The organism is Gillisia marina, assembly GCF_000258765.1.
Classification (GTDB): domain Bacteria; phylum Bacteroidota; class Bacteroidia; order Flavobacteriales; family Flavobacteriaceae; genus Gillisia; species Gillisia marina.
The window spans coordinates 39,443-65,394 of sequence record NZ_AJLT01000042.1; the positions used below are offsets into that span (position 1 = coordinate 39,443).

Genomic DNA, 25,952 nt, shown 5'->3' on the forward strand with positions numbered 1-25,952 from the left:
TACTTCAGATTAAGGAGAATTTTATACCGCTACATTATATTCCCTTAAAGCATCATTTAGTGAGGTTTTTTTATTGGTGCTTTCTTTTCGCTGACCAATTATCAAGGCACATGGCACTTGAAATTCACCTGCGGGGAATTTTTTAGTATAGCTTCCAGGGATCACTACAGATCTTGCGGGAATATATCCTTTAAATTCCTTTGGTTCAGTTCCGGTTACATCTATAATTTTGGTAGAACCTGTAAGCACCACATTCGCTCCCAAAACAGCCTCTTTTTCTACTCGTATTCCTTCAACTACAATACAACGGGAACCAATGAAGGCGTTGTCTTCTATAATCACCGGAGCGGCTTGTAAAGGTTCAAGGACTCCTCCAATTCCAACACCTCCGCTTAAATGTACATTTTTACCTATTTGCGCACAACTTCCCACCGTTGCCCAAGTATCAACCATAGTTCCTTCGTCCACATATGCACCAATATTTACATAACTAGGCATTAAAATCACTCCGCTGGAAATATAAGCCCCGTGTCTGGCAACTGCATTTGGTACTACACGAATTCCTTTTTCTTTATACCCGCGCTTAAGGGGCATTTTATCATGATACTCAAAAATACCAGCCTCTAAAGTTTCCATCTTTTGAATTGGAAAATAAAGCACCACCGCTTTTTTAACCCATTCATTCACCTGCCATCCATTTTCGGTAGGCTCCGCAACTCTTAATTCTCCTTCATCTAAAAGAGTGATTACTTTTCTTATGGCGTTAATAGTGGATTCTTCTTTTAACAACTCCCTGTTTTCCCAGGCTTCTGATATTTGAGCTTCTAATGATTGCATGTATATAATTTTTAGCAAATATAACTGCTTCACAGCAATTTTTGGATGCATAGAGATATAAACCTTACCTTTGCCTAAAATTTACTATGGCAAGAATTTTGGCCTTGGATTATGGTACAAAACGTACGGGAATCGCAGTTACAGATGAAATGCAGATCATAGCTTCAGGCCTTACTACGGTTGATACCAGAGAATTAATGAAATTTTTGGAATCTTATTTTGTTTCAGAAAATGTAGAACTGGTATTAGTAGGGGAACCTAAGCAAATGGATAATTCTGCTTCTCAAAGTGAAGTAGCAATTTCAGAATTCATTAAAAAATTCGTGCTTAAGTTTCCAATAATGCAAGTAAAAAGAGTGGACGAACGCTTTACCTCTAAAATGGCTGTTAAGACCATGATAGATAGCGGACTTAAAAAGAAAAAACGTCAAAATAAAGCCTTAGTAGACGAAATAAGCGCGACTATAATATTACAGTCTTATTTATATTCTTAAAAAATTCAATATTAAACTTTCAATATTTATTTTAAAATGATTTTACCCATTGTAGCCTACGGAGATCCTGTGTTAAGGAAAAAGGGAATTGAGATCTCAGAAGATTATCCAAAATTAAAAGAATTTATTGCAGACATGTGGGAAACCATGTACGAGGCTGTGGGAGTTGGACTAGCGGCACCACAAGTAGGTCGAGCTATTCGGTTATTTATAATAGATCCTTCACCATTTGCGGATGATGAACATGTGAGTGAAGAAGAAAGTGCCCAGCTTGCAGAGATGAAAATGGTTTTTATAAATCCAAAGATCATTACAGAGGAAGGCGAAGAATGGGCATTTAATGAGGGTTGTTTAAGTATCCCAGATGTTCGAGAAGATGTATTTAGAAAACCAACTATAACTATCGAATATTTGGATGAAAATTTTGAATCTCAAACCAAGACCTTTTCCGGAATAGGAGCGAGGGTGATTCAGCATGAATACGATCATATTGAAGGAATTCTATTCACTGATAAACTATCCAGTCTTAAAAAGCGTTTAATTAAAGGAAAACTGACAAATATCTCAAAAGGAAAAGTGCATGCCGATTATAGAATGCGTTTTCCACTGATGAAAAAAGGACGTTAATCCTTTTGATATTAATTAGAGAGAATAGATATTTGCCAACCAAAATTTATAATATAATATGGGTTTAGAAAAGATTTTATCAATTTCCGGAAAACCGGGATTATACGAGTTATCAGCACAAACTAGAGGAGGTTTTATCGCTAAATCTATAATAGATCAGAAAAAGATTGCAGTAAATGTGCGTCACAACGTAAGTTTATTAAGTGAGATTGCTATTTATACCTATTCTGAAGAAGTTCCTTTAGGTACTATTTTTCAGAAAATGTTTGACAAGGAAGATGGAAAAGAAGCGATCAGCGCCAAAGCATCAAAAAAAGAACTAGAAGCTTATTTTTCTGAAGTACTTCCAGATTACGATGTAGAAAGAGTGTACCAGAGCGATATCAAAAAAGTGATTCAATGGTATAATTTATTGATTAGTAATGGATTCACAGAATTTTCTGTTGAAGAAAAAGCTGATTCAGAAGAAAAAGCAGAATCTAAAGGGAAATCAACTTCAGACGAGGAAGAATAAATTTTAGATTTAAATATATCAAAAAGCAGCTTTAAGTATTTATAGCTGCTTTTTTTTTTATGCTAATAATTGAATTATTTAGCTTCAGAAATTAATCCACAATTGTAATTTTACAAAAAGCATAAGATCATGAATTCCAGACAAGACCAACTGAAGGCCATCGATAGACTCCTTAGCATTATGGATGAGTTAAGAGAGAAATGCCCTTGGGATAAAAAACAAACCATGGAGTCTTTAAGGCATCTAACCATAGAAGAGGTTTATGAGTTGGGAGATGCTATACTAGAAAAGGATTCCGATGAAATAAAAAAGGAGTTAGGAGATATTTTGCTTCATATTGTGTTTTACGCAAAGATCGGGAGTGAACAAATGAAATTTGATATCGCTGATGTTACCAATAGTATTTGCGATAAACTTATCGAGCGTCATCCTCATATTTATGGTGATGTAAAAGTTGCTAACGAAGAAGAAGTAAAGCAGAATTGGGAAAAGCTGAAACTTAAAGAAGGTAAAAAAAGCGTTTTAGAAGGAGTGCCTGTTTCTCTGCCGTCTTTAGTGAAAGCTAGTAGAATTCAGGAAAAAGTTGCGGGTGTAGGTTTCGATTGGGAAGAACCGCAACAAGTTTTTGAAAAATTGAAAGAAGAGCTAGAGGAACTTCAACATGAAGTAGATGTTGCCGATAAAGATAAAATGGAGGCCGAATTTGGCGATGTATTATTCTCTATGATCAATTATGCTAGGTTCTTGAATATAAACCCGGAAACCGCCTTAGAAAGAACCAATAAGAAATTTATTAAACGTTTTCAGTATCTAGAAGGGAAAGCGCATGAGAGAAATACTCCCTTACGTAATATGAGTTTGGCAGAAATGGATATTTTCTGGGAGGAAGCTAAGACCTTATAATAATTGATTGGTGAATCTAAAAAACGCGAAGTTTAAAACTTCACTTTTTGTTTAAATTTAGATTTATTCATTATCGTCACCCTGTACTTGATTAAGGGTCTTTTAAAGGTGTAACGGTATGCTGAATAAATTCCGATAGCTATCGGATCAGTATGACGACAGATCATAGTAATGTAGATGATTACAAGATATTATATGAAAAATCCCCATCTCGAATTTATTTCAAGAAGGGGATTTTTTAATTTTAAATCTGCTGATTAATTTCTTTTAGTACAAAGACTTTACTTTTTGTAATTTCTCTTTCCAGATTTTCAATTGTTCTTTGTGCTCTGCAATATTTTCGTGCACTTTCTTAACTAACGGATTGTCATCATCTACGTTAGAAAAGAACTGTAGGTTATTTTCCAACTGGCGAATATCTGCTTTAGTTTCTTCAACTTTCTTGCTCAAGAAATAATGCTCATTTCGCAATTTCTTATCATCATCTGCATCATTTAAAGTCTGAATTTTATTCTCATACTTCATCATCTCTGCTTTAGTATGATCTACATCCAATTTGGAGAATAATTGATCTAATGTTTTATTGAATTTTCCTTCTATAAAACGCTTATTGTAAGGTACCCGCCCAATATTTTTCCAATCTTCTATGGCTTTTTTGATTGTTGGAAGATCTTTTTTCTTATCTCCTTCTAATTCTAGTGCCTTTAAAGAATCTAGCAACTCTTTTTTCTGTTCAAAAGCCTTAGTTTCTTCCTCATTTTCTTCATTATTTGCTTTATGCAGACGATCGAAAAAATGATTACAAGCTGCTTTAAATTGCTTCCATACCTTGTCGCTATCCTTTCTAGGTACGTGCCCAACCTTTTTCCAGTCGGTTTGTATCTTCTTCATTAAAGGCATCGTCGCCTTAAGATCTTCGTTATCCTTATTATCTTCAGCAATCTGAATTAGCTCTTTTTTCTTATTGAGATTTTCATATTGCTCCTTTTTCAAGGATTTATAATAGGCATTTTTATTACGATTAAATTGTCTTACAACTTGTTTAAATGTACTCCAGGTAGCTTCATTCTTATCTCTAGGCACTTTACCTGCGTCAAAAAAGGATTGTCTTAAAACTTCTATTTCCTTTATTTTTTGTTGCCATTGGTTGTGTGAATTAAAATTGGTTTCAGCAATAGCTCTTATTTTTGCTATGATATCCTCTTTTACTTCAAGATTTTTTTCGAATCCCTTCTCCAGATCGTCATAATATGATTGACGTTGATCATGAATTTTACGTGTAGCTTCACTAAATCGCTCCCAAATATCATCTCTAAACTCTTTTGCAACAGGACCTAACTCTTCCTTCCACATTTTGTGCAGCATTTGTAATTCCCTAAATGCACGATTAGTATCGGTTTCTAGGGTTAACTCTTCTGCACGGTCTATGATTTTTAATTTTTGTTCTAGATTATGTTTAAAATCCATATCTCTAAAATCCCTATTGAGATGAAGAAAATCATAAAAATTCTCAACATGGTGATGGTACGTGTTCCACACAGTATTGTATTTATCTCTTGGGATGGCTCCTGCAGTGCGCCACTTATCTTGTAATTCCTTAAAATGTTTATAGGTAGTATTTATATTTTCTTCTACTCCTAAAAGACCTTTTAACTCCTCTATTATTTCCAGCCTTAAATTTAGGTTCTTATTCAGGTCCTGTTTAAGTTGCTGGTAGTACTTATTTCTTTTTTCCTTATAATCGAAATATACAGAATTGAATTCCTTCTTAATTGGTGTAGAATAATGGAAATCAATTATATTTCCACCATCAGCAAGAAATTCTTCTTTTTTCTCTTCTAATTCTTCACCAAACTTTGCATTAAATTCCGCCTTAATTTCTTCAATATGCTCCTTGATCGCTTGAATTTTCTCAGACTTAACAAGTCGAGCCATTTCTGCAACCAATGCTTCTTTTGTCATGGAATGAAAATCCTTCTTTTCAATTCCGTGGCGCTCTGTAGCTGTTTCATCTTCGCTGTCTTCGGCTACAGAATCTTCAAATTCAGACTGAACACTTTTCTTTTCTGTTGAAACCGGGGTTTCTTCTTCTTCCTCATCGTCCAGATCCTGATCTTTGCTGAGTTCGTGTTCTTTTTCTTCAGTTTCAGAGGATTTGCTAGGAGTTTGACTTTCGTCCACCATAGCATGCTCTAACTCATATTTTTCTTTCTCTGAAGTCTTTTCTTTTGATTTTTCAGAATCTGAAAATGAAGGGTCTTTGGTTTCATCTTCATTGCGCTCCTTTTTGTTTTCTGAAGTAGTTGCTTCGTCGGTAGAAGTAACTATTTCAGAAGTGTTCTGATCTTCTTTTGGGAGGTCTTCATTCTTCATTTTTTCATTTTCTTGCTGAGACATATCTTTCAATGTTAAGGTTCGTCAAAATATTTAATGCTGAAAGATAACAACTCCATAAAGACCTAACAAGGTTTTATATCATTTTATGGCTTGAGAGAATAAACGTGTTAAATTACTGATTCCAAATTTCCCAGGCTTTTTCTGCCTGAAATTCCAACATCGCTAATCCATTTGTAACTTTCGCGTTTTGGTCTAACGCAAGTTTCATCAATTTTGTATGCGAGGGGTTATAAATTAAATCAAAAACCAAATGTTTTGAAGTAAGAAATTGAGTTGGAATAGGAGGATTCTGCTCAATATTGGGAGAAGTTCCCAAAGGAGTAGTATTTATAATTAAGTTGTGACTTTCCATAATGTCCGAAGTTAATTCGGAATACGTAAAGTTGCCGAAAGACTTGGTTCTCGAAACATAGGTAAATTCAATTTCTAATTTCTGAAGTGCATAAGAAATAGCCTTTGAAGCTCCTCCGGTTCCCAGAATTAACGCTTTTTTGTGATGTGCTTTTAAATACGGTTTGAGAGCTTCCGTAAAACCAAAATAATCGGTATTGTAACCAATCAACTTTTCGTTTTCTTTAATTTTAATTGTGTTTACCGCGCCAATTTCTTTAGCGGTAGAATCTAGTTCATCTAGATAGGGAATAATGGCTTCTTTATACGGAATAGTCACATTAAAACCGCTAATATCATTATTTTCATTAAGAAGTACTGGGAATTCGGTGATGTGAGCTAGATCGAAATTCTTATAAATTGCTTCAATTTTTTCTGAAGAAAATTTCTGATTGAAATAGGTTCTTGAAAATGAATAATCAATATTCTTTCCTATTAATCCAAAGGTTTTCATACTTCTTTATTTCTATTTTCATACCAGCCTAAACCTAGAACTATAAAAACTCCAATTACGATAAAGAAGATGGCCAACCACGTTTCTGAAGTTGTGAATGTTGGAAAATATCTATCGTAATTATCCAATATTTTATTGCCATGAACATCCAATCTAAATTCACCTTCAGCATTTAGTTTGTAAATTTTTTCTTTCCAAGGCCACACCACTCCTAAAGAACCGGTAATAAAGCCTATGATGACCGAGTATGACTCCCTTTTATATCGCTTTAAAACGAAACCAAGCAAATGAGAAAGTGAAACGAGTCCTGCTAAAGAACCCAGAGAAAAAACCACAAGCACTTGTAATAAACGCATTCTTTGGGAGTTGTCTAAAAAGGAGAAATCCATTAAAAACACATCTTTTATAGTGTCATAAAGAGCATTTACAGAGTCTACAAGTAGCAATACATAATTACCAAGAAGTATAAGAATGAACGAGCCGGAAAGTCCCGGAAGGGTCATTCCTGAAACACCTATAATGCCGCATATAAAAACAAACCAAAGGTTATCATTTTCTCGGGCTGGCTCTAAAAAGCTAATCGCGACTCCGGCAACTATCCCCATTATCATAAAGGTGATGTTACGTTTAGACCAATTTTTAAAGTCCTTACCTATATAATAAATAGAGCCTATGATCATACCAAAAAAAGAGGCCCAGACATAGAGTTCGTAATGGACAATCAAATAGTCTAGTAGTTGGGAAACGCTAAAATAGCTTATCACCATCCCGAGGATTAGAAGGCCAAGGAATTTTCCATTTACATATTGGTAGAGACTCTTAAATCTCCCGCTAATAAGCAGCTTAAAAGCCTTGAGATTTATTTTTTGAAGAGAATATATAAATTCTTCGTAAAAGCCAGCAACAAAGGCTACTACACCACCAGAAACTCCGGGAACCTTGTTAGCTGCTCCCATTGCCAAACCTTTAAGTACTAGAAATATTTTGTCACTAAAGGTTCTAGTTTGTTGCATTTTGAGCGATTGGTTTTTGGGTGGCTACGCGCTCTAAGATAAGAATTAAAGTAAATCCGGCAAGAATTAATGCAATTGCAGCAAGAACATGTGATTCTCCTTGAAAATTTGTAGGCCAAACAGACATTTCTCTTATCACTATGGTTTTGTCTCCAACTTTTTCAGATTCCAATACTTCTTTCCAAGGCCATATTTTGTTCAAGGAGCCTGCTATAAATCCAGTTAAAACCGCTAGTGTGATACTACTATAATGATCAAAAAGCCATTTTAGAACTCGGGAGAAAGTTAAAAGTCCAACAATAGCTCCTAAGGCAACAACGGCTAAAGTTTTAAAATCGAAATCATGGGCGGCTTCAGTTACTGTTTTGTAAGACCCTAAAAGCACCAATATAAAGGCACCAGAAATTCCGGGTAAGATCATAGCACAAACAGCTATGGATCCTGCTAAAAATAAAAACCACAGATTCGTATTGGCACCCAAAGGTGGTAGCATGACTATATAAAATGCAATTGCAGCACCTATCAATAGGGCCATAACAATTTTAAAATTCCATTTTGGTATCTGTTTCGCTACAAACCAGATACTGGCTAAAATCAATCCGAAGAAAAAAGACCAGATCATTATTGGGTGCGCTTCCAATAGATAATTGGTTAAACGCATTACCGTAAAAATACTGATTAAAATTCCAGAGAGCAATGCAACTAGAAAAGCTCCATTAGCTGCTCGCCACATGGCTCTAAAACCTTGTTCTTTCCAAATGGTGATAAGGCCTAAATTGATGCCACTTATGGTAGCAATTAATTCCTGATAAATTCCGGTAATAAATGCAATGGTTCCTCCAGACACTCCCGGAACTACATCTGCTGCACCCATTGCCATCCCTTTAAGCGTAATTGTAAGGTAATCTTTTAAACTTCTTTGCATTTTTTAAATAATCAAAAACCTTATGGGTGAGGCCACAAAGTATACTATGTATATTTTTTTAATTCTTGTATTTCCGATAATTATAAGCATGGAAAAGAATTAAGCCTTCTCTTTGAAAGCTAAATTTCTTTCCAAAAATAATTAAAATACTAGGAGGTTTTTATATAAGAATTAATAATTTCCTTCACGCTTTTTCTATTGAAGATCTGAGGGAAAAGTTCTTCGATAATGATGTAATATTCAGAATCTATTTTAAGTCCATTATTTAAATGAAAATAACCTTTATCACCTTCATTTAAATTGAAATAAAGCCCTGCTAACCTATATTCGATTTCGGCAGAATCAGGATAGAATTCTATAGCCTGCATTAAATTCTGAATAGCAGTTTCATATTCCCCAAGGTTTATAAGGATATCGCAACGTCTAATCCACGTCTCCAACTCGTAATTACCAAGCTCAATAGTTTTTTGATATCCACGCTCGGCTTCTTCAAAGAAATTAAGGCGGCTGTTTATCTTTGCGAAGCGTTTCCAATAAAGCACATTTTCTTCATCAATATTAATCGCTTTATTTATATAATATAGTGCTTTTTGGTAATTCTTTTTCTTGAAATAAAAGTCGGTTATAGCGATCCATCCTTTATCCAATAATGGATCTTCATGAACAGTTTTAGAATAATTTTCCAGAGCATACTCATCTAAACCTAATTTTTCGAAACATTTTCCAATTCTTAAATATGCAAATGATGTGGGATCATCTAAGTCTAAAGTGATTTTATAATTTTCAATCGCTTCATTATACCTACCTAGTTTTTCAAGAACTTTTCCTTTTTCAAGGTAAGCTCCAATAAAATATTCGTCGCTAATAATGGCAAAATCAAACGCCATTAAAGCTTTATCTAATTGCTTAAGGTCAAAATACTGTTTTCCAACTTGATGCCAAGCAACTTCGCAATAGGGATTCTTGTTGAGGAACATGTTGAGAAAGTCAATTGACTCATTCTTTTGTTCCAGAAAATCGAAACAATACATAATATTATACAATGCAGAATAATCTTCTTCATCTGCTTCTAAACATTGCATAAAGCTAAGCTTCGCATTTTCGAAATCTTCTAAAAATAAATATTCCATTCCTAACAAGGAATAAACATCTGCAGTGTCAAGAGTGATATCAAGGGCAAGTTCCAACATCTGAATCGCCATTTTGTGATCGTCTCGTTTAGAAAAAATATTAGCTTTTTGGATAAAAATCTCCTCATTGGAGGATTCCAAAGTATGTAGTTCGTTTAATAGACCATCTGCAAGGTCTAATTTATCCTCAAATACTAGGATTTCAACTCTAAATAATTTCAAATTCGTAGAAGTGGGGTGTTGAGCCAGTCCTAATTTCACGGCCTTTTTAGCCAGTGCAATTTTTCCATTCTCTAAATAGTGATGAATGATATCCTCAAATTCTTCTGAATCAAAAAACAAAACATCATTTGTTTTTAGCATAGATTCAAAACGGGTAAGTGAGAAATTGTTTTCTTCGTTATGACTTAATTGCATACACTGGGGATTACGAGATTTCTACAGTATTAAAGTTATAAAGGATAACAGTTAAACTGTAAGGGTATCTATATTGTTTTTAACAAAGTAATTAACAAGTTAAGATTGACTTTCAATTTCATTTAAAATGTCAATAATAATGCCACATCCTTCTTTAATTTCCTGAGTTGTAATTGTTAAGGGGGGAGTTATTCTAATGGCAGTTTTTTCAAATAAAAGCCAGAACAAAATTAGACCTTTCTCTTGTGCTTTCAAAATAATTGTTGTTGCCATTTCTTCTGAAGTAGTAATCGCAGCAAGCATAAGCCCTATCCCTCTTACTTCTTTAATAAGTGGATGTACGAGTAACTTTCTGAATAATTTTTCTTTCTGAAGGGTTTCTGCCATAAGGTCAGATTCTGTGATTTCCTGCAAAGTGGCTAGTGCGGCCGCAGCAATTACGGGATTACCTCCAAACGTAGTAATATGTCCTAATTTAGGATTGTCCATAAGTGTATCCATCACTTCTTCTGATGCGGTAAAGGCACCAATTGGCATTCCACCACCCATACCTTTTCCCATTACTAGAATATCAGGTACCATGTTATAATGTTCAAAACCAAACAATTTTCCGGTTCTTCCAAATCCAGGCTGAATTTCATCTATGATCAATAAGGCACCTGCTTTTTCGCAATGTGCTTTTAGTTTTTGTAAATAATTGTTTTCAGGTAAAATAAAACCGGCTCCTCCTTGAATAGTTTCAAGGATTACCGCGGCGGTATTTACTGTAATGTCTTTAAAATCTTCTTCAGAATTAAAATTTATAAAACGAACATCTCCAATGAGTGGTCTAAATGGAGCTACGCGTTCTTCATAACTCATTAAACTCAAGGAACCCATCGTGTTTCCATGATAAGCATTTTTGGCTGCGATAATTTCGGTTCTTCCTGTAGATCGTCTGGCTAGTTTTAAGGCTCCTTCCATAGCTTCGGTACCAGAATTAGTAAGATATGTTTTGCTTAAAGGTTTTGGTAAGTGCTTCGCTAAAAGTTTGGTTAAATCAACAGCAGGGGATAGGGCAAATTCTCCATACACCATTACATGCAGATATTTTTCTGCTTGCTCTTTAATCGCACTAACAACCCGGGGATGACAATGTCCTAAACTGCAGGCTGAAACTCCCGCCACGAAATCTAAAAATTTTCTTCCTTGTATTGAATAAATGTAAGAGCCTTTAGCATGGGAAATTTCCATAGCTAAGGGGTGCGGCGTGGTTTGCGCCTGATATTTTAAAAAATCTTCTTTCAACTATTCTGATTTTTTCTTAGCACCATTTACAGACTTCTTCTTTTTCTCCAATAGTTTTTTCTTGTCTAAGAGAAAAGAGTCAACTTCTTTTATGGGAACTCCTAAACTATCAACTTTGGTATCTTTAAGATCTTCAGGGCTTAATCTGGAATTTTCATTTAACAAGGAAGGTTCTCCATTTGTCTCATCAAAAAAGTCTTCTTGTTCTTCCGGTAAAGGAATTCCTTTGATCTTTATAAGCTTAGGAGGTTCTTCTCCTTTAAATAAATCAGATTTCTGTAATAATTGCTCCTCTCCCCGCCAATTAAAGCCGGGAAGTTCGCGAGCATTTGGAGGAAAATCTTCTGGAGGTGTGAGTGTCCCATCTACTTGTTTATAATAATAGATATCTCGAATTGTTTTATTTTCAAAGAGAATTTTTATAGAACTAGAGAGAGTTTTATTGATGCCTAACAATTCATTTTCTTCATTTCTGCTATAGTAAATAGTTTCAGTATTTTTTATAATATCAACCTGATACAATTCATTATTTACAAATAGTCCGGTGAGTTCTTTTCCTTTTACTTGATTATAGCCTTCTATACTATCCTTCTGAATAAGAAATGCATCATAAAAAAACTTTTAAAGAATCGAGTTTTTCGGTTTCTGGATTATTAAGAATATGAATAGTATCTCCGGTCATCTGATTATTATCTGACCAAACTATTGGAGTTCTTTTCTTGGTTACTGAAGTCGCGGGACCACTTCCAATATTAATGAGCTTCGTAATTCCTTTTTTCTGATTCACATATACAGAATCGCTCTTACCGCTCATATCACTTTTGAATAATCGAACATTATAGAAGCCTCTTACAATTCTATTTTCCGGTTTTCCGGTAATCATCAAGGTGTCACTATGAATAAAAATTGAATCCTTATCCTGAATGGTAGCTGCTACAGCTCTCTTAGTGATAAAAACTGAATCTTTTTCGCGATACACTTCCGCATAATGACCGGTAATTAAACTATGATTTAAAGTATCAGTTACTTTGATGTTGTTTGTTCCGGAAGCAAAGCTTTTTGCTCTGTTAAAATAGAGACTATCTCCTTCCAAGATTCTATTTTCATAATCGATTCTGGAATTCTTCACAAAATATCCAACATCTCCACGAGTGTCATAAAACCCACGTTCACAATAAACCGTACTGGTTTCACTTTCAATAGTAGTTGGGCCATATAGATAGGCATAGCCACTATCAGAATAAAAATCCAGCTGTTGGGAGTTGATAGTGTATTTAGGATTAGTAACTTTTACATTACTAAGAAATGAGTATTTATCCTGATCCATATAATACCTTCCAATTCTGCTGGTAAGTACACTTGCCGTATCTCGAACCGTTCCTCCACTTCTATAATAGGCTTGTTGTTTTACTCGATCAAAGAATAAAGTATCAGTTTCAATAGAAGACTGTGGCCTGCTCATTTTTACATTTCCACTGGCAAATGCAAATTGGGTAGTTCCATTATATTCGGCATACTTACTTTGCATAGTAACAGTATCTCCCTGTTGCATTCTCACATTTCCATAGGCCTTGAAAAAGTTTGCCTGATCATAATGAATTGCCTGATCACACCAAATCTCTATCCCTTCATGAATAAAATGAACCTGATTGGTCACTTTGCTTAAAATAATAGCACCCGGATATTTGTTTTCGTCTTTTAAAGTCCTGTCACTGGTATAGTCAATTTTTTTTTGACTCTTGTGCGAAAGTTTTGGTTATGCTTAACAAGCATAATAAGATGATAAATAAATTATGAGAAGGAATTTTCAAATCTAAAGAGTTTGATTCAAAAGTAATGAAAAGTGAAGCAACGGGAATAGTTCGTTCTTCAAAAATATAGATATTAAGAATAAAATGATATATCCGGTATAAGAATGTATTATCAATAGGGGCAAGGTTGATTTGTTAAGTTATGTTACGATAAATGCGAGAAATCACAAACTTTTCTAAATATTAACTAAAATTAATATTTTCGAAATCTCTTTAAGAAAATATTAACCATCTAAGGGAAACTAGTCTTGTTTTTCTCACGTAAGTTTAGGCATAATCTAGAAAACTTAATTATGAAAAAACCAGTGATTAAAGTGGAAGTTTCCTCGGAAGCCCACTCAAAAACAAGTAACTCTCGTAGACAATTCCTGAAAATTGGAAGTTTAGCGGTAGTAGGATCCAGCTTATTTTTATATGGATGTAGTGATGATGATGACAATGCAGGCCCAGTTACTCCACCAGTAGATGGAGTTTTCGATTTAGGAAGCGGAAATTTGGGAATTTTAAATTATGCGTATGCCTTGGAACAGCTAGAAGCGGAATTTTATACTGAAGTAGTGGCAGGAGCTTATTATATGGGCTTGGCAGACGGTTCTGCAGAAAAAACACTTCTTGAAGATGTATGGTATCACGAAGTAATACACCGTGAATTCTTTAAAACAGCCATAAGTGCTGTTGCACCAGATGATATTTTACCAGACTTAGAATTTGATTTTAGCGGTGTTGATTTTAGTAGCCGTGATTCTGTGCTAGCCACATCTCTAATATTAGAAGATACAGGAGTTTCAGCTTATAATGGTGCGGGTAAATTAATAGACGTAACTGCGCCAATGGGTGATACTTATTTGTTGCTTGCAGGAAAAATAGTTTCGGTTGAAGCTAGACACGCTTCAGCATTTGCAGATTTAATTAATCCAGGTACTACTGCCTTTGCTAGAGATGGTATTTTAGTAGACCTTGGTGGAACTGGATTATCTTATGACAAGGCAACACCACCAAGTGATGTTCTTGCTGCGGTTGGAGCCACAGGGTTTGTTACAACTGAATTTACTGCAAATGAATTACCAACTGAGTAATTAATTTATCAATTTAAAACGAAAAAAATGAATTTATTAAAAATATTAGACAACCTTTCTAACGAAGATCTTTTAAACACAAAAAGTTCTAGAAGAGGTTCCATAAGTCAATTTACGAATACAAGTAAGAATATTGCTTTGGCATCTATTCCTTTTGCTTTAGCTGCTACTAGTAGCAAAGCTAAGGCTGCAACTGCATCAATGTCTGCTGCGGCATTCCAAGCTACTCCAACAGAGGTATTAAACTTTGCTTTAACTCTAGAATATTTGGAGCGTAACTTTTATCAAATAGCGATGGATACTGATGGACTTATACCTGAAGCAGATCGTGCAGTTTTTGGACAAATATTAAAGCACGAAACTTCTCACGTTAACTTTTTTGCAGCTGCTTTAGGAGAGAACGCCATTGAGGAACCAACTTTTGATTTTACAGGAGCTCCAGGAGGCTTAGCATTAGATACTTTTGAAAACTATGAAACTTTCATGGCATTATCTCAAGGGTTTGAAGATACAGGAGTGAGAGCTTTCAAAGGACAAGCAGGTGCATTGGCCAATGATAATGATTTATTGACTTTTGCTTTACAAGTTCACTCGGTAGAGGCAAGACATGCTTCCCAAGTACGTAGAATGAGAGGTCAAAAAGGCTGGGTAACCGGTGGTACTGCTATGAGTAATGGTATCCCTTCTGCATTTGATGCAGTATATGCAGGAGAAGCAAATACTGTACAAGGTGGTGTAGAACTTGCAGGGTTGTTTGGTGAATTTGGAGGGCCTCAAGCTGTTCAAGAAGCTTTTGATGAGCCATTAACGATGGGTGAAGTACTTGCTATAGGTGGAATCTTTATTGTTTCAGAGGATAGTGATAACTAGAAGTTAAACTAGATTACTTTTATATTAAAAATGCCTTTCAGAAATGAAAGGCATTTTTTTATAAGATAATTTTTTAAAAGAAATTATCTTTGAATTGTCTGTTTTCTATCTGGTCCCACTGAAATTACAGAAATTGGAGTTTTTAATTCATTTTCTAAGAATTTTACATATTCCATAAATTCTGAAGGTAGTTCTGAAGCTTCTGTCATTTTTGTAAGATCTTCTTTCCAGCCTTTAAACTCTGTATAAATAGGAGTTACATTTTCTGGTTCAATATTATACGGCAAATGTTTAATTTCTTCACCTTTATATTTGTAAGAGGTACATATTTTTAGGGTTTTAAATCCGCTAAGGACATCCCCTTTCATCATAATTAATTGCGTAATCCCATTTATTTGTACAGCATATCTAAGGGCAACAAGATCTAACCACCCACATCTTCTTGCACGCCCTGTTGTTGCTCCAAATTCATTACCAACTCTTCCCATTCTTTCTCCATCTTCATCGAAAAGTTCTGTAGGGAAGGGGCCACTTCCAACTCTGGTAGTGTATGCTTTAAAGATTCCAAAAGCATCGCCAATTTTGTTAGGCGCAACACCTAAACCTGTACAAGCTCCTGCCGCAGTTGTGTTAGAAGAAGTTACAAAAGGATAGGTTCCAAAATCTATATCTAATAAAGAGCCTTGTGCACCTTCAGCTAAAATAGATTTTCCATCTTCTTGCGCTGTCTGTAAATATTGCTCACTATCTATAAATTTTAAAGACTTCAGTAATTCTACCGCTTTAAAGAATTCTGTTTCTAATTCAGCTAAATCATATTGAACATCCACATTATAGAAACTTATCATAGCTTCATGCTTGTCTGCCAATATTCTGTATTTTTCTTTCCAATTGTCTAACTCCAAATCTCCAACACGAATTCCATTTCTTCCGGTTTTGTCCATATAAGTAGGTCCAATCCCTTTAAGTGTAGAACCAATCTTTGCTTTTCCTTTAGAAGCTTCAGAAGCTGCATCAAGCAATCTGTGCGTGGGAAGTATTAAATGTGCTTTTCTCGAGATATACAGATTTTTTCTATAATCTGTTTTGAAGGCGTCTAAATTCTCCAATTCTTTTTTGAAAATCACAGGATCTATAACAACTCCGTTACCAACTAAATTTATGGTGTCCTTGTGAAAAATCCCGGATGGGATGGTATGAAGAACATGTTTTTGACCATCGAATTCCAACGTATGTCCCGCATTTGGACCTCCTTGAAATCTAGCAATTATGTCATATTTTTTGGTAAATACATCTACAATTTTACCCTTTCCTTCATCTCCCCATTGTAATCCGAGTAGTAAGTCTACTGCCATAAATATCTAATTTGTTGATTGTTTTTTTTGTGCCGTAAAAGTATAAAGAATGTTTAGAAACTTCAATATTAAAAATCTCTTCAATTGTTTGCTTAATACTTTGAATTCTAGGATCGCAAAATTCTATTACCTCTCCTGTGTCGGTTAAGATAATATGATCGTGCTGCCTATCGAAATAGGACTTTTCATATTGTGATTGGTTTTGGCCAAATTGATGCCTTCTTACCAAACCACATTCTAAAAGCAATTCTATAGTATTATATAAAGTGGCGCGACTTACTCTATATTTCTTATTTTTCATGTTGATATAAAGCGATTCTATATCAAAATGCTCTTCGTTATTATAGATCTCTTGTAAAATAGCAAAGCGTTCCGGGGTTTTACGGTGCCCTTTTTCCTCCAAATATTTGGTAAACACGTTTTTTACAACTGCTTGATCATTCTTATTTCCGCTTTTCTTGCTCATAATATTCCTTCGATTACAAAGGTATTGGTTTATTCTCTTGACACCTTATCTATCCCACTTATTTTTTTAAGATGTTCTATTAGTGTATCTAAGATTGAATTGTTTTTTACAATAACCGTTATATTCCCGGTAAATACTCCATCTGAACTATCAAAATTAATGCTACGCATATTAACATTCATACTTTTTGAAATTTCTTGAGTAATCTCACTTACCAATCCTAAATTATCGATCCCAGTTAAATTGATAATTGCCTTGAAATCTTGTTGTGAGGAATCTATCCATTTCGCCTGAATAATCCTATATGCATAATTACTTTGAAACTGAATAGCATTGGGACAATCCTTTTTATGAACCTTTATACCTTCACTAACAGTAATGAAACCAAAAACGCGATCTCCAGGAATTGGATTGCAACAATTTGCTAATTTATAATCTAATACCTCTTCTTCCTTTCCGAATACTAGTTGGTCGTACTTAGAAGTGATTTCTTCCTTATTAAGATCTTCTGCGATCTTAGGTGTTCTGATCTTATTCTTAATATAACTTACAAAAGCATTGCTTCTGGATGCTGTAAATTCTTTTAAACTCTTATTGTCTATTTTTCCAATTCCTACCCTATAAAAAAGATCGAGACTGGTTTTTAATTTGAAGTAGATCACCAACTCATTGATCATACTTTCATTAAAACTCAATTTTTGAGCTTTTAACTTCCTTGCTAAAACAGCTTTTCCTTCTTCTGCAAGCTCTTTTTTCTCTTCTCTTAAAGAAGATTTTATTTTAGATCTTGCTCTGGCTGTACTGGCATAATCTAACCAGTTGATGTTAGGCTTCGCACTGTCTGATGTGATGATTTCTATCTGATCTCCACTTTTTAGCTCATGACTAAGCGGCACCAACTTATTATTTACCTTGGCACCACGGGTATGCAATCCAATTGCGGTATGAATGCTGAAGGCAAAGTCTAAGGGAGTAGCACCTTTTGGTAATGATTTTAGATCTCCTTGTGGAGTAAACACAAATATTTCTTTTGCGTATAAATTCAGTTTGAATTGCTCTACAAAATCTACTGCGTTGGCTTCAGAATTTTCTAAGGCTTCCTGTAGTCTATTCAACCATTCTTCCATGGTCTTTTCTTCCTGTTCAGCACCTTGCTTGTATTTATAATGAGCAGCATAACCTTTTTCGGCTATTTCATTCATTCGCTCACTTCGTATTTGCACTTCAACCCATCTTCCTTTTGGTCCCATTACGGTGATATGTAATGCTTCATATCCGGTAGATTTCGGAGAAGAGATCCAATCTCTTAATCTTATGGGATTAGGTCTAAAGTGATCGGTTACGATTGAATATATTTTCCAAGCCAAGAATTTTTCATTTGCCACGTCACCTTTGTAGATAATACGAACCGCAAACTTATCGAAGACCTCATCAAAAGTGATATTTTGAGTCTTTATTTTTCTCCAGATAGAATAGATAGACTTCGGTCTCCCTTTAATGGTGTAATCCAAATGTTCTTGATCCAGAGAATCTTTAATAACCTTAGTAAAATCTTCTATATATGCATCTTGTTCCTGCTTACTTTCACGTATTTTTCGCAGGATATCATTGTAAACTTCCGGCTCGGTATATTTTAAACTCAGATCTTCGAGTTCGGTTTTAATACTGTAAAGTCCAATTCTATGAGCTAATGGCGCATAAATATAAAGGGTTTCTGACGCTATTTTAACCTGCTTATCTGGTTTCATCGCATCCATAGTTTGCATATTATGCAACCTGTCTGCAATTTTTATAATGATTACCCTTACATCGTCGTTCAGAGTAAGCAACATTTTTCTGAAATTTTCTGCTTGCAGAGAAACGTCTTTATCCTGCTGTTGCTGTAAATGCGAGATCTTGGTAAGTCCGTCCACAATTAAGGCAACAGTTTTACCAAACATTTTCTCAATTTCATCTATTGTATAGGTGGTGTCTTCTACAACGTCATGCAATAGTGCAGCGGCAATAGAAGTTGCATCCAAACCAATTTCTGAAGCAACAATTTTTGCAACGGCGATGGGATGAAAAATATAGGCCTCACCAGATTTTCTGCGCTGATTTTTATGCGCTTCTACGGAAGTATCAAAAGCCAACCTAATTAAGTTCTTGTCTTCTTTAGATAGGGATCTGTAACTTATGCGTAACAATTCTTTGTACTGGCGCGCAATTTCCTTATTTTCTTTAACTACTGCAGCTTCTGTCATAACTTAAAAATACGATTAACATTATAAAGAAACAACTACAAACTAAGAGCTTAAATTTTTAATTCGCTGTAATAATGTAGGGTGCGAATAATGCATAAAAACATAAGCTTTGTGTGGGGTCAAGTTGCTTAAACTAGATTTGGATAATTTTTTTAAACTTGAAATTAATGATGCTGAATTATATGTATTTTTAGCAAAATCATCTGCCTGATATTCAAATTTTCGGGATAAATAATTCATGATTAATCCAGTGATTTCTGAAATTGGACTATATAAAATTCCGAATGCGATTAAACCAATATGAAAACTCGGATTTTCTACACCTAAAGCTTGAGATAATAGCGCATTGCCAACAAATAAGGATAATACCCATAAAGTTAATCCCGTAGTTACTATTGAGGCTAAAAGATTAACAATGATATGCTTCTTTTTATAGTGACCTACTTCGTGTGCCAAGACACTTACGATCTCTTCTTCGCTTAGGTCGTTAACCAAAGTATCATAAAGTGTGATCCTTTTTTCCTTCCCAAATCCTGAGAAATAGGCATTTGCTTTTGTACTTCGTTTAGAGCCATCTATGATAAAAATATTATCTAATTGAAACCCTACCTTATTGGCATAAGCTTCAATTTTAGACCGAAGTGATCCATCTTCTAGTGGGGATTGTTTATTGAAAAGCGGCACTATTAGCTTTGCATAAAACATATTAGTGAATACTATAAAAACAGTAACCACAATCCAAGAATACCACCAAAAATCTGTTGAGGTTAATTGATAGAACCAAACAATAAGCGCAAGAATTCCACCTCCAAGGATGATCATTAAGCCCCAAGATTTTAATTTATCCATTACAAACAACTTCTTGGTTGTTTTATTAAATCCGTATTTCTCTTCTATTACAAAGGTACTGTAATACGAAAATGGAAGCGTGAGAATATCGCTTGCAAACATGATAAATCCAAAGAAAATTAAGGCTTTATATATTGGATTGGCAGTAATACCACTAGCAATTCCATCTACATAGCAAAGCCATCGAAAAGCAGAAAACCCAATAAAATGAATAGCGAGAAAACAGAAGAAACGACTCCGAACCTATAAACTTCTTTTTTATAATTCTGAGATTTACGGTATTCGGCATCATCATATACATCTTCCAATTCTTTTGGAACAGGATCGTTAAACCGACTTGCATTCAAAGAATCTACAATCTTATCGATTATAAAATCTATTAAAATGATGGCAACAATTATATAAAATAAGGTTTCAGCACTCACGTAGGATTGGATTTTACAACTTTGGGATTAATATAGGTTTTATATTCTGTAAGTTTTCAATATTTGTTCCAAATGCTATTTTTGGCAGTCGAAAAGTATCATTTAAAGCCTCGTTGACGTTTGGCTTCAAAAATTAAAATTCCGGCTGCCACAGATACGTTCATACTATCTATTTCTCCACTCATAGGGATAATGATATTTTGAGTTGAATTAACTATCCATTCTTGGCTTAAGCCGGTAGCTTCGGTCCCCACCACTATTGCCGAAGAATTAGTGAAATCTATTTCGGAATAAGTTTTTGAAGCCTGCAATGCAGCAGCATAAATAGAAATATTTTTCTCTCTCAGAAAACTGATTATTTCTGAAGTAGTTCCAACTGCGATGTTATTGGTAAAAACACAACCCACACTGGATCTAATAATATTAGGATTAAAAAGATCGGTTTTTGGGTTTGCGATAATCACCGCATCTACATTCGCCGCATCTGCCGTTCTGAGTAAAGCGCCAATATTCCCGGGTTTTTCAGGAGCTTCGGCTATTAAAATCAAGGGTTTCTCAGAGTTTATCCTTAATGACGCTAATGTTAATTCTTTAGATCTAAAAAGTGCCATTACACCTTCGGTGCTGCCTCGATATGCCATTTTTTCGTAGAGCTCTTTGGAGAATTCAGTAATCGCCGGATTGCTTTTGGCCAACGAGCTAAGTTGCTTCAAACCTTCAGCAGGAAATAAAGAATCACAGAAAAAAAGTTCCTCACAAGCATAATCTCCCTTAAAAGCAAGCTGAATTTCTCGAATACCTTCCACTAGAAAAACCCCTTCTTTTTTTCGGTTTCTAGATTTCTCCTGAAGCTGAAGAAGTCTTTTTACAACTGGATTTTGTGCGCTGGATATTTGTTTGATCATGTTGTAAAAATAGACACTTATTGAGAGTTACAAATAAAAAACCTCTGATAATTTCAGAGGTTTTTTATTCAATTTGAATTTAATTAATTCGTCGTCATGCTGAACTTGTTTCAGCATCCCAGTATTTCATGAGAAGACCCTGAAACAAGTTCAGGGTGACGGAATCTATAAACTATTAACATAATTATCACTCCTTCTGATTCTCATACTTATCAGAATATCTGTGATATAATTCAGTTTGATGACTTTCTAAACTCAATTCCCGACCTTGGATAAATGCTTTCGTTAATTTATTGGTTCGCATATCTAAGGCATCGCCTTCACTAATAAAAAGGGTAGCATCCTTTCCTTTTTCCAAAGTTCCTAATCTATCATCTATCCCTAATATCTTGGCATTGTTCAAGGTGATTAATTTCAAAGCTTGTTCTTTATCCATTCCACTTGCTGCAACAGTTCCAGCATAAAAAGGCAAGTTTCGTGTATTTGCTCGTTCCATTTGTCCGCTGCTTTCCAAACCTACTAAAATACCTTTATCTGTAAGTAACTTGGCAAGTTTGTAGTTATAATCGTAATCCTCATCATCTTGATTTGGGGTAGAATGTGGGCGAGGAGATAAAATAGCAATGTTTTCAGCTTTAATTAAATCTGCAACTTTTACAGCATCGTAACCTCCAACAATAACCATATCCTTTAAATTCTGGTCTTTTTTAAACTGAATCGCATCTACAATTTCACGTTCTCCATCTACGTGCACAAAAACCTTTTTTCCATTATTGAAAATAGCATCCATAGATTTGAAGGGTAAATTCTCTTGTTTTTGATCTCCCGCTACATACGCTCTGGAATTATTAAAAAATTGAGTTAGCTTTAAAACCTCTTCGGCATATTTTTCATTTGGTTTCAAACCTCTTTCTTCTCCTAACCACCATCTTCCGCGTTTAAAACTATTTGGCCAGTTAATATGAAGCCCTGCATCTTTTTTAATTGAAGCATCTTCCCAGTTCCAGGCATCAAACTGAACTACAGATGAAGTTCCGGAGATGGTTCCACCTCTTGGAACTATCTGGCCAATTAAAACACCATTCGGGCGCATGCTTTCTACAATCTGACTTTCAGCATTATAGGCCACCAAACTTCTAATATGTGGCAACATTTCACCTATTTCATCTTCATCGTCTGTAGGTCTTAGCGAAGCTATTTCAACTAAACCAAGCGTTGTATTGGGAGCAATAAAGCCCGGATATACATGTTTCCCTTCAGCATTTATAATAGTCCCGCGGTATTGCATTTTGGTGGTAGAAGCATCTAAAACCTGGGTTAAAATTCCGTTTTCAAAAATTATCAGGCTATTTTCTATGATCTCTCCATTCCCAATATGTGCAGTTGCACCCACAATAGTTACTGCCTCAGTTTGAGCAGAGGTTGGGCTTTGCTGTGCGTATAAGGAACTTGTTAATATTAAAATTCCCAGTAAGAGTGTTATTTTTAATCTTTTCATCATTTTCAATATTAATAAGTTACCAAAGTGTCACAGTGCATTTTTTGATCTTCTTTCTTCGTAGCAGGCTGTGTTTTTGCTCCACCATTCTTTGCGCTTAACATTTGCCCGGTTAGCATATTCTTCTGTTGAGCGATTTCATTTCGCAATACTTTATCTTTTTCAAGATCAAAATAGACAGCACCTTCAATAAGGGTTTTTTCAGCTTTGCTATAAATAGAAAGTGGATTTCCAGACCATAGCACAACATCACCATCTTTCCCGGTTTCGATACTTCCAACTCGATGATCTAAATGCAATAATTTCGCCGGATTTAGCGTAACGAATTTCCAAGCTTCTTCTTCAGAAATCCCTCCATATTTTACACTTTTTGCCGCTTCCTGATTCAATCTTCTGCTCATTTCTCCATCATCACTATTAATTGCAACTGTAAGACCTGCATTATGCATTATGGCAGCATTGTAAGGGATCGCATCCTTCACTTCGTATTTGTAAGCCCACCAATCTGAAAATGTAGATGCTCCGGCACCGTGCTCTTTCATTTTATCGGCAACTTTGTAACCTTCTAAAATATGGGTGAACGTATTGATTCTAAAATCAAAGGCTTCAGCAACTTTCATAAGCATATTGATCTCACTTTGAATATAAGAGTGACTACTTACAAAACGGTTGCCATTCAAAATTTCAACTATGGTTTCCATTTCTATATCTTTCCTGTAGTTACCGGTTTTCTTAGCGGCTTCATAATCTCTAGCCTGACTAAAATAATCTGTAAAGACTTGTTCTACACCCATTCTGGTTTGTGGAAATCTACTTTTACTATCCCAATTGGATTGTTTTACATTTTCCCCAAGCGCGAACTTTATAAATTTAGGAGAATCGGGAAAAATCATCTCTTTCGCATTAGATCCCCATTTTAATTTCATGATTGCAGAACGCCCTCCAATTGGATTTGCTGAGCCATGTAATAATTGAATGGAAGTAACACCACCTGCAAGATTTCTATAAATATTAATATCTGTAGGGTCTATAACATCTTCCATGGTAACTTCTGCTGAAGAATTTTGCCCCGCTTCATTAATAGCCGAGGCTCCAATATGGGAATGTTCATCTATAATTCCCGTGGTTAAATGTTTCCCCGAAGCATCGATAACTTTCGCCTTTCCGGCACTAAGATTTGTACCAACTTCAGCAATTTTTCCATCTCTAATTAAAACATCTGTCTTCTCAAGAATTCCTTTTTCGGTATTCGTCCAAACCGTTGCGTTTTTAAATAAAATAGCTTCTTGTTTGGGAAGTTCTTTAAAACCGTATGCCATATTTGGATAGGTGAGTGGCACAATAGGAAGGAGTGTTTCTTCTTTATTTTCTTCTTTTTTCTTAGGCTCTTCTAGTTTTTCTGCAGCCTTGGTAGCAGAAAAAGTAGTTTCTTGACCATTGCTTAAAATAGCTCGACCACTTATTTTATTAGTGTTTTCTCCAACTTTTGCAATTAACCTCGTGTATTCTGTCTTGGTAGAATCTGGCGAGGATAATAATACCTGCATCCAAGTATCTGTATAAGATAACTTAGATTTAATCTTCTGGTCGCCCAATTTTACTTCGGCTTTAGGAGTATTTGGCTTTCCTGTAATTTCAAGATCATAGTTCTTTCCATCTACCGCCAATGTGTATTTACCTTCCAGGTTTGCAGTGTTCATGTTTTCCAACACCACTTTCTGACCTTGGATCCAGTTTTCAAAAAGTATAATTTCCTTGTCAAATATGTCTCCTGAAGTGATTAAAAAGTTCGCCCAAGCGCCTTGTTTTATAACTCCTAATTTATTCTCTTCTCCTAAAAATTTAGCTGGAGTTGTCGTTAATGCCGCAAGTGCTTTATTTTTATCTAGGCCGTAAGAAATCGCTTTTAGAAGATTTTCTTTAAATTTCTTATCATCCTTTAAATTTTGTGTTGTTAAGATGAAAGGAATATTATTTTTTTGCTAGCTGCATCAGGTTAGATGGAGCCTGATTCCATCGCTTCATATCTTGCAAACTCACATTATTAGCCATAAATGGATTTTCTACATCATAAGCTTCCGGGAAATCTAATGGAATAATAAATGTGGCATTGGTGTTTTTGATTTCTGCAATACGTTCAAATTCATTTCCACTACCAAAAATTAAGTACTGTATCCCATATTCATCTCCAACCTTATCGGCTCTCAATTCATCTAATAAATTATCGGTCTTGAAAATTTGTGGTAAAGATTTGTTTCTATTTAAAGCTTCTAAAGCCAAATCTTTATTCGTGATATTTCCTTTTGCGTACCAAGCAGCATCAATATATGTTTGTCTTAGTAGCGCCATTGCACCCATTATGGAGGTTGGGTACGATTGTCTGGATTGCACACTTTTATCGAAAGAAAGAAAATTAGCCGATCTGTCCTTTAAAATCCGATCTCCTTCAGAGCCTTCCGCATTTAAGCTAACTAGCATTCCGGTTCCTCGCATAATACCATCAGCTAGATGTGTATTTACAACTCCAAATCCGTTTTTCTGAAATTTTTCTGCTTCGGTTTTATCAAAAGTGAAAGATTCCAAGGCATTCGTTTCCGGACGAATATGATCGTTCCAATAATAGCCTTCTCGGCCTGCATTATATTGTGGTTGCCCATTTCCGCTACTAGCTTTTGTTGGTTTTTTCATTCCAAAATCGCTGTAGATTTCGATAAATGAAGGATAGACTTCTTTGCCATTAAGGTCTACAACAATACTGTTTTTTGGTATAGATATGTTTTTGCCAACAGCAGTAATTTTCCCTTCCTTAACTGCGATCATTCCATTTTCTATAATTGTAGAAGGATCTACATGGATTTTGGCATTTTTGAAGATTGTGTAGTTGGTGTTTTCAGACTTTACACCATCATTGCTGGGAAAGTAATCTTGCGCATACAAATTGAGCCCTGAAAAAAATACAAGGCAACAGAGTAGAAATTTTAATCTCATATAATTAGTTGTTTTAAAGTGGTTTTCTTTTGAAATTAAGAAAGCTGAATTTAAGAATATTATATGGAATAGAGAATT

Annotated in this window: 20 protein-coding genes and 2 pseudogenes; 6 read left to right on the forward strand and 16 right to left on the reverse strand. The window is 35.0% G+C overall.

Annotation, left to right across the window (positions count from 1 at the left end):
• Window positions 1–21 precede the first annotated feature (21 nt).
• Entirely contained in the window at window positions 22–837 is an 816-nt protein-coding gene (locus ON07_RS10735; RefSeq protein ID WP_010231167.1) for a 2,3,4,5-tetrahydropyridine-2,6-dicarboxylate N-succinyltransferase, read from the reverse strand.
• Between the two features lie 86 nt (window positions 838–923).
• Here ON07_RS10735 and ruvX point away from each other — a divergent pair, with 86 nt between their 5' ends.
• From ruvX to mazG, 4 genes are all read left to right on the forward strand, one after another.
• Window positions 924–1,331: a Holliday junction resolvase RuvX gene (ruvX, locus tag ON07_RS10740; RefSeq protein WP_010231170.1), complete on the forward strand. Its 408-nt coding sequence runs from the start codon at window positions 924–926 to the stop codon at window positions 1,329–1,331.
• Window positions 1,332–1,367: 36 nt separating this feature from the next.
• Entirely contained in the window at window positions 1,368–1,958 is a 591-nt protein-coding gene (def, locus tag ON07_RS10745) for a peptide deformylase (RefSeq protein ID WP_010231173.1), read from the forward strand.
• A gap of 58 nt (window positions 1,959–2,016) precedes the next feature.
• A complete protein-coding gene (locus ON07_RS10750) occupies window positions 2,017–2,472 on the forward strand; it encodes a DUF5606 family protein (protein WP_010231176.1) in 456 nt (151 codons plus the stop codon).
• A gap of 129 nt (window positions 2,473–2,601) precedes the next feature.
• Window positions 2,602–3,375 (forward strand): nucleoside triphosphate pyrophosphohydrolase, encoded by a 774-nt coding sequence (gene mazG / locus ON07_RS10755; protein WP_010231180.1) that lies wholly within the window; start codon window positions 2,602–2,604, stop codon window positions 3,373–3,375.
• Window positions 3,376–3,642: 267 nt separating this feature from the next.
• Here the strand turns inward: mazG and ON07_RS10760 are convergent, their stop codons facing one another.
• The 8 genes from ON07_RS10760 to ON07_RS17840 all read right to left on the reverse strand — a co-directional run bounded on the left by ON07_RS10760 (window position 3,643) and on the right by ON07_RS17840 (window position 13,045).
• Complete coding sequence (locus ON07_RS10760; RefSeq protein ID WP_010231183.1) at window positions 3,643–5,772, reverse strand: DUF349 domain-containing protein; 2,130 nt, start codon at window positions 5,770–5,772, stop codon at window positions 3,643–3,645.
• Window positions 5,773–5,884: 112 nt separating this feature from the next.
• Window positions 5,885–6,616 (reverse strand): shikimate dehydrogenase family protein, encoded by a 732-nt coding sequence (locus tag ON07_RS10765; protein WP_010231185.1) that lies wholly within the window; start codon window positions 6,614–6,616, stop codon window positions 5,885–5,887.
• The gene (locus ON07_RS10770) at window positions 6,613–7,629 is read right to left on the reverse strand and encodes a DUF368 domain-containing protein (RefSeq protein WP_010231187.1); all 1,017 of its coding nucleotides are present in this window, start codon (window positions 7,627–7,629) and stop codon (window positions 6,613–6,615) included. The genes ON07_RS10765 and ON07_RS10770 overlap by 4 nt, the downstream gene beginning before the upstream one ends.
• On the reverse strand, window positions 7,616–8,554 hold the full coding sequence (locus tag ON07_RS10775) for a DUF368 domain-containing protein (protein WP_010231189.1): 939 nt from the start codon (window positions 8,552–8,554) through the stop codon (window positions 7,616–7,618). Before ON07_RS10775 ends, ON07_RS10770 begins: the two co-directional genes overlap by 14 nt.
• 149 nt (window positions 8,555–8,703) lie before the next feature.
• A complete protein-coding gene (locus tag ON07_RS10780) occupies window positions 8,704–10,101 on the reverse strand; it encodes a tetratricopeptide repeat protein (RefSeq protein ID WP_010231191.1) in 1,398 nt (465 codons plus the stop codon).
• A gap of 99 nt (window positions 10,102–10,200) precedes the next feature.
• Complete coding sequence (locus tag ON07_RS10785; RefSeq protein WP_010231194.1) at window positions 10,201–11,388, reverse strand: aspartate aminotransferase family protein; 1,188 nt, start codon at window positions 11,386–11,388, stop codon at window positions 10,201–10,203.
• The gene (locus tag ON07_RS17835; protein WP_316928140.1) at window positions 11,389–11,910 is read right to left on the reverse strand and encodes a hypothetical protein; all 522 of its coding nucleotides are present in this window, start codon (window positions 11,908–11,910) and stop codon (window positions 11,389–11,391) included.
• Between the two features lie 85 nt (window positions 11,911–11,995).
• Window positions 11,996–13,045, reverse strand: a complete 1,050-nt coding sequence (locus ON07_RS17840) for an OstA-like protein (RefSeq protein ID WP_316928141.1) — start codon at window positions 13,043–13,045, stop codon at window positions 11,996–11,998.
• A gap of 447 nt (window positions 13,046–13,492) precedes the next feature.
• Here ON07_RS17840 and ON07_RS10795 point away from each other — a divergent pair, with 447 nt between their 5' ends.
• Together ON07_RS10795 and ON07_RS10800 are read left to right on the forward strand one after the other, a co-directional pair.
• Window positions 13,493–14,275, forward strand: a complete 783-nt coding sequence (locus ON07_RS10795) for a ferritin-like domain-containing protein (RefSeq protein ID WP_010231196.1) — start codon at window positions 13,493–13,495, stop codon at window positions 14,273–14,275.
• A gap of 27 nt (window positions 14,276–14,302) precedes the next feature.
• The gene (locus ON07_RS10800; RefSeq protein ID WP_010231199.1) at window positions 14,303–15,145 is read left to right on the forward strand and encodes a ferritin-like domain-containing protein; all 843 of its coding nucleotides are present in this window, start codon (window positions 14,303–14,305) and stop codon (window positions 15,143–15,145) included.
• 83 nt (window positions 15,146–15,228) lie between these two features.
• On the opposite strand, the gene ON07_RS10805 is transcribed toward ON07_RS10800, so the two are convergent.
• The 7 genes and pseudogenes from ON07_RS10805 to ON07_RS15300 all read right to left on the reverse strand — a co-directional run bounded on the left by ON07_RS10805 (window position 15,229) and on the right by ON07_RS15300 (window position 25,874).
• Window positions 15,229–16,500 (reverse strand): adenylosuccinate synthase, encoded by a 1,272-nt coding sequence (locus ON07_RS10805; RefSeq protein ID WP_010231201.1) that lies wholly within the window; start codon window positions 16,498–16,500, stop codon window positions 15,229–15,231.
• Entirely contained in the window at window positions 16,460–16,966 is a 507-nt protein-coding gene (locus ON07_RS10810) for a Fur family transcriptional regulator (RefSeq protein WP_010231204.1), read from the reverse strand. The genes ON07_RS10805 and ON07_RS10810 overlap by 41 nt, the downstream gene beginning before the upstream one ends.
• A gap of 29 nt (window positions 16,967–16,995) precedes the next feature.
• Window positions 16,996–19,209 (reverse strand): RelA/SpoT family protein, encoded by a 2,214-nt coding sequence (locus ON07_RS10815; RefSeq protein WP_010231207.1) that lies wholly within the window; start codon window positions 19,207–19,209, stop codon window positions 16,996–16,998.
• A 42-nt stretch (window positions 19,210–19,251) separates the two neighbouring features.
• Window positions 19,252–20,483, reverse strand: a pseudogene (locus ON07_RS15295) (M48 family metallopeptidase).
• Window positions 20,484–20,581: 98 nt separating this feature from the next.
• A complete protein-coding gene (locus ON07_RS10825) occupies window positions 20,582–21,388 on the reverse strand; it encodes a TrmH family RNA methyltransferase (RefSeq protein WP_010231210.1) in 807 nt (268 codons plus the stop codon).
• Between the two features lie 187 nt (window positions 21,389–21,575).
• On the reverse strand, window positions 21,576–22,886 hold the full coding sequence (locus ON07_RS10830; protein WP_010231212.1) for an amidohydrolase family protein: 1,311 nt from the start codon (window positions 22,884–22,886) through the stop codon (window positions 21,576–21,578).
• An 11-nt stretch (window positions 22,887–22,897) separates the two neighbouring features.
• Window positions 22,898–25,874 (reverse strand): annotated as a pseudogene (locus ON07_RS15300) (amidohydrolase family protein).
• Between the last annotated feature and the right edge of the window lie 78 nt (window positions 25,875–25,952).

Coding starts and splice junctions, on each gene's coding strand:
- ON07_RS10830 (WP_010231212.1), bottom strand. CDS start 22,886: ATGAAAAGATTAAAAATAACACTCTTACTGGGAATTTTAATATTAACA.
- ON07_RS10735 (WP_010231167.1), bottom strand. CDS start 837: ATGCAATCATTAGAAGCTCAAATATCAGAAGCCTGGGAAAACAGGGAG.
- ON07_RS10810 (WP_010231204.1), bottom strand. CDS start 16,966: ATGAGCAAGAAAAGCGGAAATAAGAATGATCAAGCAGTTGTAAAAAAC.
- ON07_RS10775 (WP_010231189.1), bottom strand. CDS start 8,554: ATGCAAAGAAGTTTAAAAGATTACCTTACAATTACGCTTAAAGGGATG.
- mazG (WP_010231180.1), top strand. CDS start 2,602: ATGAATTCCAGACAAGACCAACTGAAGGCCATCGATAGACTCCTTAGC.
- ON07_RS10795 (WP_010231196.1), top strand. CDS start 13,493: ATGAAAAAACCAGTGATTAAAGTGGAAGTTTCCTCGGAAGCCCACTCA.
- ON07_RS10765 (WP_010231185.1), bottom strand. CDS start 6,616: ATGAAAACCTTTGGATTAATAGGAAAGAATATTGATTATTCATTTTCA.
- ON07_RS10780 (WP_010231191.1), bottom strand. CDS start 10,101: ATGCAATTAAGTCATAACGAAGAAAACAATTTCTCACTTACCCGTTTT.
- ON07_RS10770 (WP_010231187.1), bottom strand. CDS start 7,629: ATGCAACAAACTAGAACCTTTAGTGACAAAATATTTCTAGTACTTAAA.
- ON07_RS10825 (WP_010231210.1), bottom strand. CDS start 21,388: ATGATCAAACAAATATCCAGCGCACAAAATCCAGTTGTAAAAAGACTT.
- ON07_RS10800 (WP_010231199.1), top strand. CDS start 14,303: ATGAATTTATTAAAAATATTAGACAACCTTTCTAACGAAGATCTTTTA.
- ON07_RS10750 (WP_010231176.1), top strand. CDS start 2,017: ATGGGTTTAGAAAAGATTTTATCAATTTCCGGAAAACCGGGATTATAC.
- ON07_RS10760 (WP_010231183.1), bottom strand. CDS start 5,772: ATGTCTCAGCAAGAAAATGAAAAAATGAAGAATGAAGACCTCCCAAAA.
- ruvX (WP_010231170.1), top strand. CDS start 924: ATGGCAAGAATTTTGGCCTTGGATTATGGTACAAAACGTACGGGAATC.
- def (WP_010231173.1), top strand. CDS start 1,368: ATGATTTTACCCATTGTAGCCTACGGAGATCCTGTGTTAAGGAAAAAG.
- ON07_RS10815 (WP_010231207.1), bottom strand. CDS start 19,209: ATGACAGAAGCTGCAGTAGTTAAAGAAAATAAGGAAATTGCGCGCCAG.
- ON07_RS10805 (WP_010231201.1), bottom strand. CDS start 16,500: ATGGCAGTAGACTTACTACTCGGATTACAATGGGGAGATGAAGGAAAG.